Source organism: Paracrocinitomix mangrovi, assembly GCF_019740355.2.
Classification (GTDB): domain Bacteria; phylum Bacteroidota; class Bacteroidia; order Flavobacteriales_D; family Crocinitomicaceae; genus Paracrocinitomix; species Paracrocinitomix mangrovi.
Window position 1 is genome coordinate 4,001,529 of sequence record NZ_CP091819.1, and the last position, 15,935, is coordinate 4,017,463.

Here is a 15,935-nt window from a genome sequence, read left to right on the forward strand (position 1 = left end):
GTTGTATGAAAGCTCTTTTGATCTTACTTTTTTTAAGTATTACTACATTCTCTTTTTCACAATATTCACCAGACCCGGCTACCTTTCTTAAAGAAATAGATAAAACATTGTCCAAATCAGATAATGCTAAAACTAAAGTTTTCATGGAAGAGTTTGAACCCAATTGGCTAACAAACTTTTCTTCTGAGTATCAAAATAGAGTTGTAAGCACATGTAACTTACTGGAAGCTAAAGGAAGACCTGCCTTTCCTGATATTTACGGATATTTGATTTCAGTTCACTCTTTCGTTAAATCTAATCAGCCTAAGACTAGCTTTGAAACATGGCACAAAACAATTGATGATCTTTTAAATAGTAAAAAGAGTACCAATTTTCAGACGTTTATTGAGTTTTGCGCCGACTTTTTTACAGATGGTACCATTCACAAGGAATTAAAGTATAAGTGGACATTCACAGGAGGACAATATCTTTTTGAGTTTGAAAATAATAGACCAAAAATCACTTTTTCTAATGGTGACTTAGGTTGTTATATGTTTGATTTAGGAGCAGGAAAAAAAGATAATCCATTTGCCGATAGTATGGTGGTATACAAAACTACTGGTGTGTTTGAACCTTTTGTTCATAGATTTACCGGTAGAGGAGGTGATATTACATGGTCCAGAACAGGCTTGGATCCTGCCAAGAATTATGCTGAAATTACAGACTACAAACTTTCCTTAAAACAAACAAAATTAGAGTGTGATTCGGTTTTAATGCATACTGAATATTACGAGAAACCATTGTGGGGCGATTTAAAAGATTACTGTAAAATTTATAACCGAGAAATTGATAAAATTTATCCTTCATTTACCTCATTTAGTAAAGAAGTAGTTAGAAAAGACATTATTCCTGATGTAGATTATTTGGGAGGATTTGCGTTAGAAGCAGGTGATTTTGCCGGAATTGGGTTTGATAAAAATCCTGCCAAATTGGTTTTTAAGCAAAATGGAAAACCTTTTGTTACGGCTAGAGCATTAAGCTTTAAAATCAATGAAAAATCCATTAAGGCTAATGATTGTGAAGTGGTAATGTACCTTAATGATAAAGATACTTTATATCATCCGGGATTACAGTTGATTTATGACGCAACAAGTACACCTAAGATAGAGTTTGTTAGAGCTAATTCAGGTTTAGGAATGGCTCCTTTCAAAAATTCATATCATGATTTGGATATGTATGTGGATGAGATCATCTGGACCAAGGGTGATCCAAATTTGAACTTTACCTGGAATCAAAGAGATAGACCCAACAAGGAAGCTAGATTTGAATCAAAAGATTTCTTCTCTGCAAGAGATTATCAAAGAATTCAAGGGATGAATAAGACGCATCCTTTGGCGGCTATTTATAATTATACCTACAAGTATGATATGCCAACTATTGCAGTGAATAAAATTGCTGGACCAATGGGATATACTACTGATCAGGCATTGCCAATTTTATTGGATTTGGCTCAACAAGGATTTATAACCTATAATTCAAGCAGAAAAGAGATCACAGTTCAACCAAAAACAAAGAAGTATATAGATGCCAGGGCTGGAAAAGTTGATTATGATAACATTGTCTTTGTAGCCAATTTGGAGCAGATACCAATGAGGGACACGCTAACACCTGATGGTAGAAGAATAAAAGAAAATGTAGAGTTTAACGACAGAGCAATCAAAATCAATGAGAGAAAGAAATTATCTACCAATTTTGGTTATCTGAATTTAACATCATTGGATTTGTCTTTGAATGAAGTAGACCCTATTCCAATTTCACCTCTTCAAAATGTTGTTATTTTCCCGGGATCCGGAGAACTTTTGATTAAAGAAGAAATGGACTTTGTGTTTGAGGGTGCTATTATGGCCGGTAAATTAGAAGTTTACTTGAATGAAGCCTCTTTTGATAACGAGCAATTTAGAATCAATCTTATTGATGTAAAACAAGCAATGTTTAGAGTTAGGCCAATATATGGAGGAGAAGGTCTTATTGCAATGTATTCGCACTTTGAAGACATTTCAGGATACATTGAGGTTGATGATCCAAATAACAGATCGGGTAAAAACAACAGGGATTTTCCTCAGTACCCAATTTTAAATTCAACTAAAGACTCTTACGTATTCTATGATCATTCGTATGTATATGATGGCGTTTATGATAGTGTAGATTTCTATTTCAAAGCAGAGCCTTTTAAGTTTGATAGTTTGGACAATTTTGATGAGTACTCAATGTCTTTTGATGGAGAATTCAGATCAGCAGGAATTTTTCCAACATTCAAGGAGAAATTGACAATTCAGGAAGATTATTCATTCGGCTTTAAAACAAAAGCACCAGCTGGAGGTTTTGATTTTTATGGCGATTATGCGAAGTTTGACAACGAAATTCGTTTGAGCAATGAGGGATTAAGAGGTGCCGGTCAAATAGATTTTGAAACTTCATCTTCTAAATCTGAAAATTTTGTCTTTTTCCCGGATTCAACAATGGGATTATCAGAGTATGTGAACAGAGGGGAACCTACAAGTGCAGGGAAGCAAGTGCCGGATGTTACTTGTGGAGGTGCCATGGTAACATTTGTTCCTAAAGAAGAAATCTTGAAAGCACGTGCTTATTCTGAACCTTTAATGTTCTTCAATAAAGAAGCAGAAATGAAAGGTGTTACTTTCTTGACTAAAGGCGGAATGACTGGAAGAGGGTTGATGTACTTCAAAGAAGCCGAGCTTGGTTCATATAATTTTAATTACGGAAGATGGACCATTGATGCCGATACCGCCGATTTTAACTTATTGGCAAAGGGGCAAGAAACAACAAATCCGAATGAAGAAAATCCATTGTCATTTGATTCTAGGAACTTGAATGCGCATGTAGATTTTCAAGAAAGAAAAGGGGAATTTAAATCTAACGACGGAACTTCAATTGTTGAGTTTCCTAAAAACCAGTACATCTGTTTCATGGACATGTTTACGTGGTTAATGGATAATGATGAAATTGAACTATCTAAAAATGAAGATGCTGCTGATGTTAGCATAAACACTGAATTAGATTTAGCAGGCTCCAATTTCTTCTCAATACATCCAGAGCAGGATTCATTGAATTTTAGTTCACCTAAAGCTAAGTTTGTGCTAAAAGAAAATGTCCTTTATTGCGATAAAGTGGAGTACATTGATGTTGCAGATGCTAGAATTTCTCCGCCTGATGGAAAAGTTACCATTAGGAAAAAAGCCAAAATGGATGAGTTTGAAGGAGCAGAAATATTGGCTAACTCAATTACTAAATTCCATAAAATTGTTGAAGCAAAAGTTAGGATAGATTCAAGGTTATTCTATCAAGCAAGTGGTAAGTATCCATATACAACAGACAAAGGCTTTGAACAAATTATATTCTTTGCAGATATTAAACCTGATACGGTTTATACTACTACAGCAAAAGGAAGTGTAAAACAAGAAGAGAACTTTCAGTTAAGTGATCGATTTGGATTTTATGGGAATGTTGAACTAAACGCCTCTAACCAATTTTTAACTTTTGACGGAGCTACAAGAATTGTACATGATTGTGATAAGTTTGCCAAAAACTGGCTTAAGTTTAGAACTGAGGTAGATCCGGCAAGCATACAAATTCCTGTAACAGGTGAAATGAAAGATTTAGAAGGGAATTCAATTGCTGTTGGTATGGTAAGACGTAATGGTTCAGGAGATGACAGTTTAGACTTCTATCCAGCCTTTTTATCGGCAATGGAAAGACCAAATGACTTCCTTTTCTTTACTTCTTCGGGAGTATTGACATTTGTTGAGGATGCACAAGAATTCAGAATTGCTTCTCCAGAGAAACTAGAAAATAGGGCTGAAGCAGGTAATTACCTGGCTCTTCATGTACAATCATGTTCAATGGAAGGTGAAGGATTGGTTGATTTCAACATGAATTTACCTGGAGTAGAATTTAAAACCTACGGAACAGTAGATTACAATGCAAGTAAGGATATTGCTTCTTTCCATGTTTCCGGTGGTTTAGATGGTTGGCTAGATCCTAAAATGATTGAATTTATATCTGACGAAGTGGCTAGTACAGAAGGTTTAGGAACAGTTGATTTCAAACGTACAACTTTGAAAATGGCTATTACTGAAACTGCCGGTAAAGAAAAAGCAGAGTCAATTGAAGGGGATTACGCAATTGGGGGACCTGAAAAAGTCGGAAAACTTCCGAAGGAGATTGCAGATTACCCATTCTATTTCACAAATCTGAGATTTACTTGGAATAATCGAGCTTTAGGTTTAGTTTCTCAACCTATTACCGGGGTTGTTGCTATGAATGGAAAATCGCTTTTCAAAGACTTTACAGTTCAGTTAATGATACAGTATCAAGTTGAAGGAGGAGATTTTGGTACTAAACTAGGATTGATGATTCAATTACCTGGTGCAGAAGGTATGCCAGGTAACATTTACTTTATGAGTTTAGAAAAAACCAAGAATATAACGAGAGCCTATATCTATTCTACGAATAAAGAAATGATGGCTTACTTGGGTGAATTAAAAGATGACAAACTCAAGAACAAAAAAGTGGAAATGATTCCTACTAAAAAAGCGAATCGTATGAGTATGTTCCAGTCTTTGGTTCCTAATTAACATTGTTAAAAATGAGATTTTTATTATTAATTGTATTGACAATCAGTTCTTTTACCGTTGTTGCTCAAAATAAAAAAGATGTCAGAGAGGCTGACAGGCTTTTTAAAAAAGAACAATATGCAGAAGCAATGCCTATGTATAGAAAGTTCATTGATATTGACCCTTCAAATATGGATTATGTCTACAAGTTTGGAGGATGTATGTTAATGGTGACTGATAAAACTGATGAAGCATTGAAACTGTTGTTAAAGGCTGAAAAAATGGGAAAAAAGGATGAAGAAATTTCCTATTTCATTGGACGTGCATATGAGAAAAAAGAACAGTTTAATGATGCTATTATGTACTATGAGAAATTCTCAGATTCTGCAACAAAAGAAGATCTCAAGGCATTGAAAATTAAAAAGAGAATTAAAGATTGTCAAAAAGCCCAAAAAGCACTTGATAAAGCGAAGAAAGAATAGGCTTTTTATCCTAATCTTCAAGTATTTATTAGTTTCTACTAAATCGATTAGTTAAATTCGCCCTTCGGATCCTAAAAATATGAGGATTGAAGGGAATTTGGGTAAGGCTTTTTTCCTATTTTGTATAGTTTTTCGGAAAAAAATGAACTTTTTGGCCGAAAACCCGTATTAAATTATGGTTAGGTGCGCGTTCGCGCGAGCCTAGACATTGTTGTTGTGAGAATATTTTTGAAATCAATACCGGTTTTCATACTGCTATTTTTGTGCAGTAATAACGTCTTTGCTCAAACAGATGCTGAAAAGCGCGAGCGAGCAAATGAGTTATTTGATCAGGGATTATATCTCGACGCAACAAAGCTTTATGCAGGTTTACTAGCCAATAATCAAAAGGATCACGATCTCAGATTCAGGTATGGTGCATGTCTTATCTACTCTTCTCACAACAAGTCAGATGCAATCAATCACCTACTTTATTCTGTTTCCAGTCCTAGTATTGACAAAAGGGCTTATTACTTTCTTGGTAGGGCCTATCATCTCAATTACCAGTTCAAAGAAGCTGAAACTTATTACAAAAAGTTTCAAGAACAGGCTTCAACCAAGCAGAAGAAGGACTATAACGTAGATGCCCAGCTCACGGCTTGTAAGTTTGGTAGAAACCTCTTGAGCAAGGTTACCGACATGATCGTCATGGAAAAAAGGGAAATTCCTGAGGAATCGTTCTATGACATTTACAACCATGAAGGAGTGGATGGGGATATATATAGGATTTCAACTGATGATTTTCGTACAAAGGTTGATGAAAAAGCAAATCACAGACCGGTTATCTTCTTCCCTAAAAACACCAATGTTATTTATTATTCTAGTTATGGTGATAGTGAAGCAAATGGTTTAGATATCTATAGAGTTAAAAGATTACCGGATGGAACATTTTCAAAACCTTTACCGGTTGCAGGTCAGGTAAACTCACCTTTGGATGAAGACTATCCATATATGGATCCTAATGGACAATATCTCTATTTCTGTTCTAAAGGTCACAATTCAATGGGAGGATATGATGTTTTCAGATCTAAGTATGATCCAAACTCTGATTCATTTGGTCCACCTGAGAATATGGATTTTGCTATTTCTTCTCCAGCAGATGATATCCTTTATATTGTTGATGCAGATGGTAAAGTTGCCAACTTTGCTTCTAATAGAGAAAGTAAAGATGGTAAAATTCATGTGTATGAAGTGAGGGTAGAAAGAATACCAATTCAGATTGCTGCGATTAAAGGAAACTTTGTGAATGAAATAGTGCCTTCCAACAAAAATGTATCAATTGAAATCGAAGATTTTTCGTCCGGTAGAAGCATTGGAACTTTTAATTCAAGATCATCAGATGGAGATTACTTCATGACTTTTCCAAAAGGTGGAAAGTATAATTTTTACATCACCGTAAACGGGCAGGAAGAAACACATTATGTAACAGTTGATATTCCTATGTTAAAAGAGTTAAGACCTCTAAAACAAAGAATGTCGTTGGTGCGAGACGAAAATGGGGAGCAGGTAATTCACATAGATAACATGTTTGATGAATTGTTTGATGATCCTGTTACTGTAATGGCAGAGATATATCAAAACTTGTCTTTGCTTGAACCAAATTCAGAAGAGTTTGATATTGATTCTATTGAGCAGCAGTCTAATGTTAATCAGGTGTTTGTTGAAAATGGTCTGGATGAGTTTACAACCAAAGAAGAGTTGATCTTTGTAATGACTGAAGAAACCAAGAACATTGAGGAAGAAATTGAACAAGACAAAAAACTCTCTAATATCTCTTACAATCTGGCAGAAGAAAAGAGCAATGAAGCCAATCAAAAAATGCTGGAGGTTAATACCTTGATCGAGAAAGCAGAAAAATCTACCGATCCTAAAGAACAAAAAGCTTTATATGAAGAGGCTCATGAGTTAAACAAGAAAGTACAACAACTGAATGAAGATGCTCAAAACCTTGTTGAACTTGGTAAGCAAATTGATTTAGCCATTGAAAATAAGAAAGGTAAGATCAAAAAATCAGAAGAGATTTTAACGGCTATAAAATCTACACCTGAAGATGACAGAAATGCATTAGCGGCTGTAGTGATAGAAAATACAGACTTCTTTGTAGAAAACATTAAAGACCGTAAAAACAAACCTAATGTTGTAGAGCAAATATTGGTTGATGGTAATGAAGAAGTTAGGAAGGCCAATCAGATTAACTCTGAAATTGTTGATCTTTCAAACAAAAAACATCAGTTAGAAAAAGACAAACAAGTTCAAGAGTCGAAACTTGCGAATACTACTAAAAAGAAAGACAGAGAGCTAATAGAGAGTAAAATTCTGGATTTACAAAGTGAGATTAACCTCCTGGATAATCAATTAAATCTTAAGCAGCAGGATTATGCAAAAGTTATTTCTAAAGATCAAAACAATTTAAACGGAGTTGCTGAGCAAGTTGTTAATGATGATAGAAGTGGAGCGTCTCACAACATTGCATTATCATCTGAACAAAAATCTGATATTTCAAACAGGGTGCACCAAAATGATTTGTCTGAAAATGTTGCCTTGATTGATGAGCAATTAAAAGATAAAGGAGCAGGAGATAAGGCAGCATTATTTGCAAAAGACGAACAAAGACAAGCATATTCTCTAGAGCAATGGACAGATGATATTGACAAGGAAATAGTGGATTTGAGATCTCAATTAAACACTGTTGCTCCTGAAAGAAAGCAAGAAATCATGCAGTTAATTGAGGATTTTGAGGATTTGAAAAAACAAAAAATCAAGGAGTTTGAGGTTGTTGAAGAAAATGAACTAACGGCAGATCAAAAGAATGATGTATTAAACATTATTGATGGAGAGTATCAGAATAAAGTCAATGACATTTATAAGATTGTTGATGAAGATGAGCGCAATAAAAAATTAAGAGACCTTAATGGAGTGATTTTGGCCAATACCAATGAGCAAATCCAAAACTATGACGCCATTCTTGAAAATGATCCAAACAACAGCAATGCAAAGAAAAAGCGTGATGAATTAATTGCATTTAGAGATGACCTTGAAAGAAATCAAGGTCAACCTATTGTTGAACCTGTGTTGATGGATGCTGCAAACATCTCAACTAAAGTAGAAGAAGATCAATTGGTTGATGATTATGCTAATAAATTGAAAGCAATTGAGGCAATTGATGACGAGTATGATAGAAGAAAGCAGAAAAATGAATTGAACGGTCAGTTAATTTCTAGTGTTAGAAGTGAAATCAAACAATTGCAGCAAATTATTAAAGATGATCCTGACAATAAAAATGCTGAAAAGAGATTGGAAAATCTTAAAAAATTGGATGACAAAATCAACAGTGAAATTGTTGCAGATGAAGATTGGTTAGCGGCTAACAAGTCAAACAATAATCAGCAAGTAGTTGTAGATGTTAACAATGTAAATCCTGATTACAATAATAAGGTCAACGAAATCAATCAAATAACGGATGATAAGGATCGTGAAAAAGCACTTCAGGACTTAAATAACAAGACATTGAATAATGTGAATGAAAGACTTATAGAAGTAAATAATTCACTTTCAAATGATCCTAATAACAAAGATCTTTTAGCTGAAAAACAAGGGTTAGAAAATCTTAGAAAGAACATTGAGGAGAATCCGGATGTTGCTGTCAAATCAAGTCAATCAGGGAATCAAATCAATACTAATCCAACGATTGAAGACATAATGCCTGGATATCAAGCTAAGCTGAATGGCATTGAAATGAACAATACTGATCCTGTCAAGATTGAAAGAGATAAAATTAAATTGAATGAAAATTTAATTTCAGCAATAGATCAAGAGTTGAGCAAATTAGATCAGCAAAAAGCAGAACAACCTGGATTGAGCTCGGATATTGAATTGCGCAAGAACAGCCTTTTCAATATGAAGGATGATGTGCAGAATCAAATTCGTGCTAGTAAGGACATTATTGACGCTTCAAGTGGAAATATAAGTGTGAACACTAATCCTACCATTGATGAAATAATGCCTGATTACAACAGCAGGTTATCAAATATTAGATCCACTAGTGCAGATCAGGTAGATGAAGAAGAAAAGAAAATATTACTGAATCAAAACCTAATCGGCAATATTGAGAAAGAGCAAAGTAGATTGGACAACCTTAAAGGTGATCATCCTGAATTGATAGCAGATATTGATAGCAGAAATAGTAAGCTAAATGATCTTAAGAAGGCTAAAATGGCCGAAATCAATGAGAGTAGAAATGTTATTGACAGATCAAACAACGGTGGTGCAATCAGTATCAATACAAATCCTTCAGTTGAAGATATAATGCCGGGATACAATGCCAAAATTCAAGGTATTGATAAATCTGCTAAAGATCAGCCTACAAAAGAGAAAGAGCGCATTGCAGTTAACACTAATTTGATCGATAACATTGAGAATGAAATTGATAGATTACAAGGATTAAAAGCTGATAATCCTGAATTATCTAATGACATCTCACAAAGAGAAAGCAAGCTGAATGATTTAAAAGCGCAAGCCGAACAACAAATTGAAAATAGTAATCAATTGTTGGCTGGTAACAGAAACAATCAAGACATTGTAAGTAATCCACCTACAATTGACGAAGTAATGCCTGATTACCACAGTAGATTGAAGGACATTGAAGCTGCTAATAATACGCCTACAGATATTGAAAAAAATAGAATTGATTTGAATAACGAATTGATTCAAGCTATTGATAATGAGATAAAAGATCTGAACAATTTATCTGACGAAAGACCTGAACTTAACGCAGATATTGAATTGAGAAAAAATGGCTTATATGATATCAAAGACAAGAAAATTCAAGAAAACCTAAGAAGTAAAGACATTGTTGACGCAGCTTCTAGCAAAATTGAGATTGATACAAATCCAAGTATTGATGATATTATGCCAGATTATAGCAGCAGATTAAAAGACATTAAGGCAAACACAACGGATAAAGTTGAACAAGAAGAAGACAAAATTGCTTTAAACCAAAGTTTGATAGGAAACATTGAAAATGAGCTTGATAGATTGCAGAACATAGAAGATAATAATGCAGATTTATCTAAGGATATTGAAAAAAGACGCAATAAGCTAAATGATATCAAACAGGATAAAATTGAAGAAATCAATGAGAGTCGCACTTACCTGGATGAGGCAAAAAATAACGGAAACTTAGCGGTAAATGCAAATCCTTCAATTGAAGAAATAATGCCTGAGTATGCAGACAAAATGTCTACTATAAAAGCGTCTGCAGATGATCCTATCACAAAAGAAAAAGATAAGTTAAATGTCAATAAAAGTTTGATCACCAATATTGATGCAGAACAAACACGTTTAGATGAGTTGAAGAAAGATCATCCTAAGCTTTCATCTGACATTGATACCAGAAAGTTCAACCTTTCAAGCATGAGAGATGAAACGCAACAAAAAATTCAACTTTCACAAGATATTATTGATGGCAATGTAGATGTCAACTCTTTAGTAGTAAATACTAATCCAACTATTGACGAGTTAATGCCTACATACAACAGTAGAAAAAACACCATTTCTAACAGTTCAAATTCCGGAGCTGATAAAGCAAAAGATCATATCAATTTAAATAATGAGTTGATTGGAATTATAGATACTGAAGTAGGCCGCTTAAATGATCTTAAGAAAACTAATCTGGATTTATCAGTAGATATTGAAGCAAGAAAAACTGCTTTGAGCAATATCAAGAATCAAAAAATAAGAGAAAATGAAGATAATGAATCTCTTGCTGATGGTGGAAATGTAAGAAATGCTGGAATCAATACTAATCCAACTATTGATGAAATAATGCCGGATTACAATAGTAAGAATAATGCCATTAATAACAACTCTTCAAGTGAAGCAGAGAAAGCAAATGAACATATTAAGCTTAATAACCAGTTAATTGGAGCTATTGATGCAGAAATGACGCAGTTGGATCAATTAAAATCTTCCGACCCATCAAAAGCGGATGATATTGATAAAAGACAAGATGGTTTAAGAGATATTAAAAATCAAAAAGTTCAAGAAAACGAAAATTACCAAGAGCTTGCATTTGCCAATAATAACAACCTTACAATCAATACAAATCCTACCATTGATGAGGTAATGCCTGATTACAATGAAAAAAGAAACAGCATTGATAATAGTTCTTCAACTTCATCTGAAAAAGCGCAGAAAAATATTCAGTTAAATAATCAATTAATCGGAACCATTGATACTGAAATAGGGCAACTTAATCAGTTGAAATCATTTAACCCTGATAAGGCATCAGACATTGAAAAAAGACAGGAGAGATTGACCGATATCAAAAATCAAAAGCAAAGTGAAAATGCATCATTAGAGGATATTGCAGGAACAAATAATATAGCTTCAATAAACACTAATCCAACTATTGAAGAATTAATGCCTGATTACAATGATCGCATTTCATCATTGAATCAATTAAATGTTGATAAGGCAGATAAAGAAAAAGAACGCATCAATATCAATAAAACATTGATTGGTAAAATTGACAATGAAATAAGTCAGTTGAATAGTCTTAAAGATGAACAACCGGGATTATCTGCAGATATCAATACCAGATTACAGAAGTTAAAAGATATCAAATCAAGTAAACAAAATGAGATAGATGCAAGTCAAGATATTGTAGATGCTGCCGGAAATAATACTTCAGATGGAGGAAATAATCAAAACGGAACAGATGGCGCTAATAACCAAAATGGAACGGATGGAGGAAATAATCAAAATGGAAGCAGTAATCCAAATGAGGCAGAAATTATTGCAATGAGTGAAATTCCTTCAATTGATGAGTTAGATCCTAATTACAATGCTGACATGAATGCAATTAATGCTTCATCAGATGATAATGCAACTAAAGAGCGAAACAAAATAGAATTAAACAAAAGGTTAGTTCGCAGTATTGATCAAGAAATCAAAAAGATGAATGGTCTGAAAGCTGATAACAAGGATTTCGTGTCTAAACTGGATAGAAGAATTGAAGGTCTCAATAATATGCGTTCGGCCAAGATGAATGAAATTAATGCATCTGAAGCCTTGGCAGGTACCTCAAACACAGATAACAATAGTGCTCAAAACAAGCGTCCTGATATTTCAATTGGAGCTTTAATGCCTACTTATGAAAATGAATTGAATGACATCAGAAGTAGTACAAATCTTCCGGAAAATGAAAAGATTGAAGAAGAGAATGGGTTACACAAAGATCTGATTGATAAAATAGATAGTAAAATTCGTGACCTTCAAGATGAAAAATCTGCTAACCCAAGCTTGGCAACAACCATTGAATCTGAATTAAATCAGTTAGAAACGATTAAGGATCAAAAGCAATCTGAAATCAATAATAACAATGATCGTTTAGCTGCACTTGAAAATGAAATTGCTGAGAACAATACTAAAAACGCAGTAATCAATTTAACAGAAGATAATTACACTTCAGATGAAGGTAAAAATGTAGTAAAGAATCATCAAGATGACATTGATGATATCAAGTCATATCAAGATCAAATTGATGATTTGGATCAACAAATCGCCAACACAGATGATGAAGGAGAAAAGAATAAGTTGGTTAAGCAACGAAATAAGTTAGATGCCAAAAAAGCAGGAATTGAAAATGAAGTATTAGAAGATTTAGAGACTGCCAATACTGCTGAGTTTAATCAAACAAGTCAAAATAGTGAAGTTGATGCAATAGTTGCTGAAGCCGGTAATCCAAATGATGAGGAGATTATTAAAGCAAATCAGGATATCGATCAGGCTAATAGATTGATGAGTGAGGCTAAAGATCTCAGAAATCAGGCAGCCAATGAAAGTGATAAAATAGAGAAAAATAAGTTGCTTAAAGATGCTGTAGCTAAGGAAGAAGAAGCTAAAGATTTATTGACAAAAGCAGGACGTGTTTTAAAGGCAGCAAGAGTTGCTTATCACACAGGGAAACCTGAAGAAACAGTTGTTACAGAGGTGGCTGAAAATCCGGATAATAGAATGTCAACTCAGTTAATGGATCAGGCAAATGCATTAGAAGCACAAGCCAATGCTTATGAACAAAGAGCAACTGAATTGACAGATAGTGCAGCAACTGTTAAAAAGAAATATAAGCAAGCCGTACTCAATGATGCAAGTTCAAATTCCCAAAAAGCAGCAGATTTAAGAGAAGAAGCAGCTAATCTTAGAAATCAGGCAAACAATATTAAGGCCCAGGAAGATGATTTATTGGCAAATCAAATTGAACAATCTAACAAGAATCCTGATCAAGAAACGATCAATGATTTAGTAGGAACTGATGAGTATAAAGATTTCCATGCTGCCAACAAATCAGCCCAAGAAAACCTTGATAAAGCACAAGAATTAGAGGAGCAAATCAATGATCTTGAAAAAAGCAAACGAAGAAAAATCAAGAAAGGAATTGTGAATTATATTGGCAATGATCCTAATTCTGTTGCAACTGATGATCCTGAAATTAAGGCAGATCAAGATAAAATTGATGAATTAAGAGCACAACAACAGCAATACATGGATCAGGCTAAAAATGATCTTAAAGCCGCAAATGATGCCTTAAATAATTCAGGTGAAAATGTTAAGGAAGACATGATTGCTATGTCTAACAACAATATTGAGCCAAGAACAGTAATTAAAGTTCAACCTACTGATACTTTGGCGGCTGATTTTGAAGTTCCTGAAGTTGTAACTACAGATATTTTTAGAACAACTGATAAACCGGTTTACAATGAGCAGAACAAAATTCCTGTTGACCAATCAACCAAAGGTTTAGTATACAAAGTTCAGGTTGGGGCATTTAGAAATCCTTTGCCACAAGATCACTTTAGACAATTTGCGCCAATTTCGGGTCAAAAGCTTACCAATGGAATTACGCGTTACATGGTTGGATATTTCTTAAAAGAGAATTCAGCTAATGGTGCTCGTTCTCAAATTAGAGGAATGGGTTATGGTGATGCATTTGTGGTGGCTTACTGTAACGGAGAACGTATTTCTATTGCGGAAGCAAGAGCCATTGAAGCAGGTGAATTAGAGTGTCCTGGAACAACATTAGATCAGCAGTTTGTAGTTGATAACAACACAACTGATAACAATGGAGGAAATCAAGGTAACAATACAGATAACAACGGAGGTACAGATAACAATGGTGGAAACCAAAATAACACAGCAGACAACAATCAAGGAAATAATCAAAATCAAGGAGGTAACAATACTTACAATGATACTGATGGAGGAACAGTAAGACCAAATAATGAACAGGAAGCACAATTGACAAGCTATTACAACGATCCTAATGCGGCTAAAGCAAATCAGGTAGAGATAGTAAAAGGTCTTTTCTTTACAGTTCAAATAGGTGTTTACTCTAAACCGGTAAAACCTGAAGTGTTGTACAATATTCAACCGTTAAATAGTCAAAAACTTGATAATGGAACCATTAGATACTCTACGGGAATGTATTCAACTATTCCATCAGCAAATGTTAGAAAAGATCAAATCAGAACAATTGGTATAGCAGATGCATTTGTAACGGCATATTACAATGGTAAGCGTATTTCTATTGCCGAAGCAAATCAATTATTAAGTGAAAAAGGAGAAGCTGTTTTATTTAACTCGCCTGAAAATATTAGTGAGAATTTTGGAGGAAATGCAGTTTCTAACAACACAAATAACGATACTAATAATCAATCAAATAATCAAAACACCGATAATCAAGGAAATAATGATGCGGTAAACAATAATCAGCAAACAAATAACCAGAATCAAAATCAAAACCAGAATCAGAATTATGATAACTCAGATGGTGGTGATGCGCAGGATAAAACGGTTGCTGCTATGAATATGCAAAATGATGAGCAATTCATCTTGAATGCAGAAGACAAAGGAGTTCCTTATAGAGTAAATCTTGGGTACTTTGAAAATGGAATTACCGTCAACTTCCTTGACCTTTTATTAAATAATCAAGATGAAGGAATCATATCGGTGAGTGATATGGATGACCGTATTCTTTATTATGTTGGTAATTATGATAATAAACCGGATGCTGAAGACAAGCGAGTTGAAATGGTGCAAAAAGGGTTTAAGGATGCCTACATTGTTACAGTTCCGCAACCAAAAGAAGATATTGAAGAGGAGTTTTCATACTATAAAGAAGGAGTTTATTATCGAGTTAAACTTGGTAAGTTTAAAGGAGAAATGCCAGGTGAGTATGCAATGTTGTTGCTTCAAACTGATGGATTATTAGAGACGGAAGAAGACATTGAAGGAAGCACTTATTTATTGTCAAAGAAAGTGAATTCAATAGGAGAGGTTAAAGATTTATTGGTTGAATTTTCAGAAATGGGATTTGAAGAAATGCAGGTAATTTCATATTACCAATATGATGCTATTCCAATGGAAGAAGCTGATGCAATTTTGAATGATACTAAAACAGGACCACTAAAAAGGTTTGAAGGTCATCAAGGAGTAAATGCAGATAAGTATTTATATGATAAAGAAGCCATTTACTTTAAAGTAGAAGTAGGAAGGTTTGATGACAAAATTCCATCAGAATTTACTAAATTGTTGTTGGAACATCCTGAAGACAATATTTACAACGAAGAAAACATTCAAGGTGAAACTATTTATTATTCAGATGATGTTAAATCATATGCAGAAGCTGAGCAATTAAAAGCTGAACTAATAGCACATGGTTTCAAGGATGCACAGATTAAGGCATTCCATAAATACACTGAGATTTCAGTGGAAAAGGCAAAGGAATTATTAAATAATTAAG

General features: G+C 34.1%; 3 protein-coding genes. All 3 read left to right on the forward strand.

Annotation, left to right across the window (positions count from 1 at the left end):
* The first annotated feature begins 5 nt into the window (after window positions 1-5).
* The 3 genes from K6119_RS17845 (at window position 6) to K6119_RS17855 (ending at window position 15,934) form a co-directional block, all read left to right on the forward strand.
* Window positions 6-4,634: a hypothetical protein gene (locus K6119_RS17845; protein WP_221834921.1), complete on the forward strand. Its 4,629-nt coding sequence runs from the start codon at window positions 6-8 to the stop codon at window positions 4,632-4,634.
* Between the two features lie 11 nt (window positions 4,635-4,645).
* Window positions 4,646-5,095 (forward strand): tetratricopeptide repeat protein, encoded by a 450-nt coding sequence (locus tag K6119_RS17850; RefSeq protein WP_221834920.1) that lies wholly within the window; start codon window positions 4,646-4,648, stop codon window positions 5,093-5,095.
* A 216-nt stretch (window positions 5,096-5,311) separates the two neighbouring features.
* Entirely contained in the window at window positions 5,312-15,934 is a 10,623-nt protein-coding gene (locus K6119_RS17855) for a hypothetical protein (protein ID WP_221834919.1), read from the forward strand.
* Window position 15,935: the final 1 nt, after the last annotated feature.